The organism is Kitasatospora putterlickiae (assembly GCF_039527695.1).
Classification (GTDB): Bacteria; Actinomycetota; Actinomycetes; order Streptomycetales; family Streptomycetaceae; genus Kitasatospora; species Kitasatospora putterlickiae.
Window position 1 is genome coordinate 15,561 of sequence record NZ_BAAAKJ010000077.1, and the last position, 3,645, is coordinate 19,205.

4 protein-coding genes are annotated in these 3,645 nt (G+C 76.0%); 1 reads left to right on the forward strand and 3 read right to left on the reverse strand.

What is annotated here, in order from left to right:
• Window positions 1-82: 82 nt before the first annotated feature.
• Complete coding sequence (gene purD, locus ABD308_RS08870) at window positions 83-1,330, reverse strand: phosphoribosylamine--glycine ligase (RefSeq protein WP_344330388.1); 1,248 nt, start codon at window positions 1,328-1,330, stop codon at window positions 83-85.
• Window positions 1,331-1,812: 482 nt separating this feature from the next.
• Between purD and ABD308_RS08875 the strand changes: the two genes are divergently transcribed.
• Window positions 1,813-2,598 carry an SLATT domain-containing protein gene (locus tag ABD308_RS08875; protein WP_344330389.1) on the forward strand — a complete coding sequence of 262 codons (786 nt, stop codon included), beginning with the start codon at window positions 1,813-1,815 and terminating at the stop codon, window positions 2,596-2,598.
• Window positions 2,599-2,691: 93 nt separating this feature from the next.
• Here the strand turns inward: ABD308_RS08875 and ABD308_RS08880 are convergent, their stop codons facing one another.
• Window positions 2,692-3,339 (reverse strand): hypothetical protein, encoded by a 648-nt coding sequence (locus ABD308_RS08880; protein ID WP_344330391.1) that lies wholly within the window; start codon window positions 3,337-3,339, stop codon window positions 2,692-2,694.
• A 117-nt stretch (window positions 3,340-3,456) separates the two neighbouring features.
• The coding region (locus tag ABD308_RS08885; RefSeq protein ID WP_344330393.1) for a hypothetical protein at window positions 3,457-3,645 on the reverse strand (189 nt) is incomplete at its 5' end.

Below are 3,645 nucleotides of genomic sequence, written 5' to 3' on the forward strand. Positions count from 1 at the left end.
CCGCCGGACCGGAAAGCCCGGGCCCCCGGCGAGCGGATCGCTCACCGGGGGCCCGGGGGGGAGAGAAAGGGGTGCGCGGCCGCTACTGCGCCGCCTTCAGCGCGATGTCGCCGCGGTGCTGGCCGCCGGCCAGCGAGATCCGCTCCACCGCCCGGTAGGCGCGCTCGCGCGCCTCGGCGAGCCCGGCCCCGGTCGCGGTGACCGACAGCACCCGGCCGCCGGCACTCAGCACCCGGCCGTCCCCGGCCGCCTTCGTCCCGGCGTGCAGCACGTAGGCGGTGCCGTCGGCGGCCTCCGCCTCGGCGAGGCCCTCGATCGGGTCGCCGGTGCGCGGCGCCGCCGGGTAGCCCTCGGCGGCGATCACCACGGTGACCGCGGCGCCCTCGTCCCAGCGCAGCGGCTCCAGCTGGTCCAGCGTGCCGGTCGCCGAGGCGTGCAGGACGCCGGCCAGCGGGGTGCGCAGCCGGGCCAGCACGACCTGGGTCTCCGGGTCGCCGAAGCGGGCGTTGAACTCGATCACCCGGGTGCCGCGCGAGGTCAGCGCCAGGCCCGCGTAGAGCAGGCCGGAGAACGGGGTGCCCCGGCGGCGCAGCTCGTCCACGGTCGGCTGCAGGACGGTCTCCAGGACCTCCTCGACCAGGCCCTCGGGCGCCCAGGGCAGCGGCGAGTAGGCGCCCATGCCGCCGGTGTTGGGACCCTGGTCGCCGTCCAGGGCGCGCTTGAAGTCCTGGGCCGGCTGGAGCGGCAGGACGGTGGTGCCGTCGGTGATCGCGAACAGCGACACCTCGGGGCCGTCCAGGTACTCCTCGATCACCACCTGCCCGCAGGCGGCGGCGTGGGCCAGCGCCTCGTCGCGGTCGGAGGTGACCACGACGCCCTTGCCGGCGGCCAGGCCGTCGTCCTTGACCACGTACGGGGCACCGAAGGCGTCCAGCGCCTCGGCGGCCTCGGCGGGGGTGGTGCAGACGTAGGAGCGGGCGGTGGGCACGCCGGCGGCGGCCATCACCTCCTTGGCGAAGGCCTTGGAGCCTTCGAGCCGGGCGGCTTCGGCGGACGGGCCGAACACCGCGACGCCGGCCGCGCGCAGCGCGTCGGCGACACCCGCGACCAGCGGGGCCTCCGGGCCGACCACGACCAGTCCGGCGCCGAGCCCGCGGGCGAGCGCGGTGACCTGCGCGCCGTCCGACTGGTCGACCTGGTGGACCGTCGCCACCTGCGCGATCCCGGCGTTGCCCGGGGCACAGTGCAGCTCGGTCACGGCGGGATCTTGGGACAGAGAGCGGCACAGGGCGTGTTCGCGGGCGCCGCCGCCGATGACGAGGACCTTCACGCTGCGCAAGGGTAGCCGGTGGCCGGTTCCGGCCGCTCTCCGGTCCCGTAGGAAGAGACGGCCGGCCGGGCCCGGTACGCGCACGGCCTCGGAGGATCCTCCAGCTGGGCGGGCCGATGATCATCACGCGGTGTCCGGGTCAGGACAGCGGGTCACCGACCCCTCGCTCGGACGGGTGAAATCCCGCCGACCGCCGCAACCCTCCCACCTCGGGCCCACCGCGGATCCGGTGGCCGAATCCGGTAACGATCATTGGCGAAGCGCCCACACGGTAAGCCATTTGGCGGTAAGAAGTGCTGTTGGACCACCACCGGCCACCACCGGTGACGCCGCCCCGGGGCACCCGCGACACGCCCCGGAACGGCGGTGTGGCCGCCGCGTCGTCCGCCGTTCCACGAGCCGTCAGGCCGCAGGAACGCCGGTCCGCGCAGAGTTCGGAACCAGCCAGACCAGCAGTCCGCCCGCCACAGGGAGCCCCACAGGTGAGCCAGCCGGAAATGCAGCCCGAGGAGAGTGCCTGGGGCAAGGAGATCGGCGAGGAGGACCAGCCCGCCACGACCGTGGCGCGCCGCGCCTCCACCCGCCGCCGGTCCGATCTGAGCACCCGCCAGTTCCCCCTGGGGGACTGGGGCGAGCCCGCCGAACGGCTGGAGGAGCTGTACCGCTGGTCCGAGGAGCGGGCGGTCGAGGCCATCGAGTGGTACCGCCGGGACCGGATCTGGAAGCGCCGCTGGGCCCGGCTGCTGCGCTTCGGCTCGGCCGGCTTCGCGGTCGGCGGGGCCGCCGCCCCGCTGGTCGACCTCAGCGGGGCCGTCACGCACGGCGCCGAGTGGGGCTACGTCGGGCTGGCGCTGGCCGCCGCCTGCTACGGCGCGGACCGGGCCTTCAGCCTGACCTCCGGCTGGATGCGCGACGTCTCCACCGCGCAGGCGCTGCAGCGGCGGCTTGAGGCCTTCCAGTTCGACTGGGCCTCGGAGTGCGTCCGGGAGGTGCTCGGCCCCACCGAGGGCACCGCGGGCGAGGCCGCCGAGCGCTGCCTCGGGGTGCTGCGGCGGTTCTGCGAGGACGTCTCCGACATGGTCCGCACCGAGACCTCGGAGTGGATGCTGGAGTTCCGGGCCGGGATGACCCGGCTGCCCACCCAGGCCGCCGGCAGCTGGGGCGGGCGCGCCGAGCCGGGCGTCGGCGCCCAGGTGCGGGTGCTGCCGCCGCCGGGGACCAGGCCCACCATGCCGCGCCAGCGGCCGCCGGAGGGGCCGCTGCGGTAGCCGGGGCGGCGGGGGCGGGCCGGGGACCCGCCCTCCGGGTGGCAGGTTACTCAGGCCCTGCTCAGGCTACTCAGGCCCTGCTCGGGCCCGGGCTCAGGCGAAGACGATCATGGAGCCCTGGTGCAGGCTCCGGGTCGCCGCCGCGTACAGGCCCGCCCAGGCGTGCCGCTCCCGGGCGAACGGGTGCAGGTCGTCCAGCGGCGGGCCGAACGGCTGCTCCAGGCCGGTCGGGCCGAGCGGCCGGGTCGGCGCCGGCGGGTTCCCCGGGTCGATGCCCAGCGCCGGGGCGACGGCCTGCAGCTCGCGCAGCAGCCCGTGGCTGGAGCCCAGCGGGCCGCCCGCTGCGAGCAGCGACTCCTCCACCAGCGGGGCGGCGAACTCGATCGGCACGTAGGCGCCGGCGTGGTCGAAGTGCCAGACTAGGTGCGACTGCTCGGCGCTGTTCTCGAACATCTCCAGCAGCTGCTCGTAGTCGCCGCCGAGCGCGTCCACCGGCGTGATGTCCAGGCCGGTCAGGCCCAGCAGGTAGGCCCGGCGCAGGAAGTGCAGCGAGTCGTAGTCGAAGGCGGCTATCGGCTCGACCGCCCCGCTGAGCCCCGGCACGAACCGGTAGACCGGCATCTCCGGCAGGCCCCGGGAGGCCAGCACCTGGTTGTAGAGCGCGAGGTCGTCCCGGAAGGGGTTGTCGGGGCTGTGGCTCAGCACGTCCACCAGCGGGACGAGCCAGAGGTCGCAGGCCATGGCCGGCTCTTCCTCTCCGGACGCGGGGAACCGGCCGCGCGGCGGCGGACGGCGGATGGGCGGGTCGCTGCCCGGACGGCCCGTTCGAAGGGTCGTCGGGACGGACGACCGCCCACCCTACCGGCCCGGCGAGCGATGCGGATCGGGCCGTCCCCCGGGCAGTTGGTCCGGCGGCGGATCGGACGGCCGGCGGCCGAACCGCCCGTACGGCACGGCGCGCGGCTGCGGCACCAGGCCGAGCCCCAGGCCCAGTTCGCGGCCCAGCTCCCGGCCGAGTTCGCGCTCCCGGCCGCGGGCGCCGCCGGC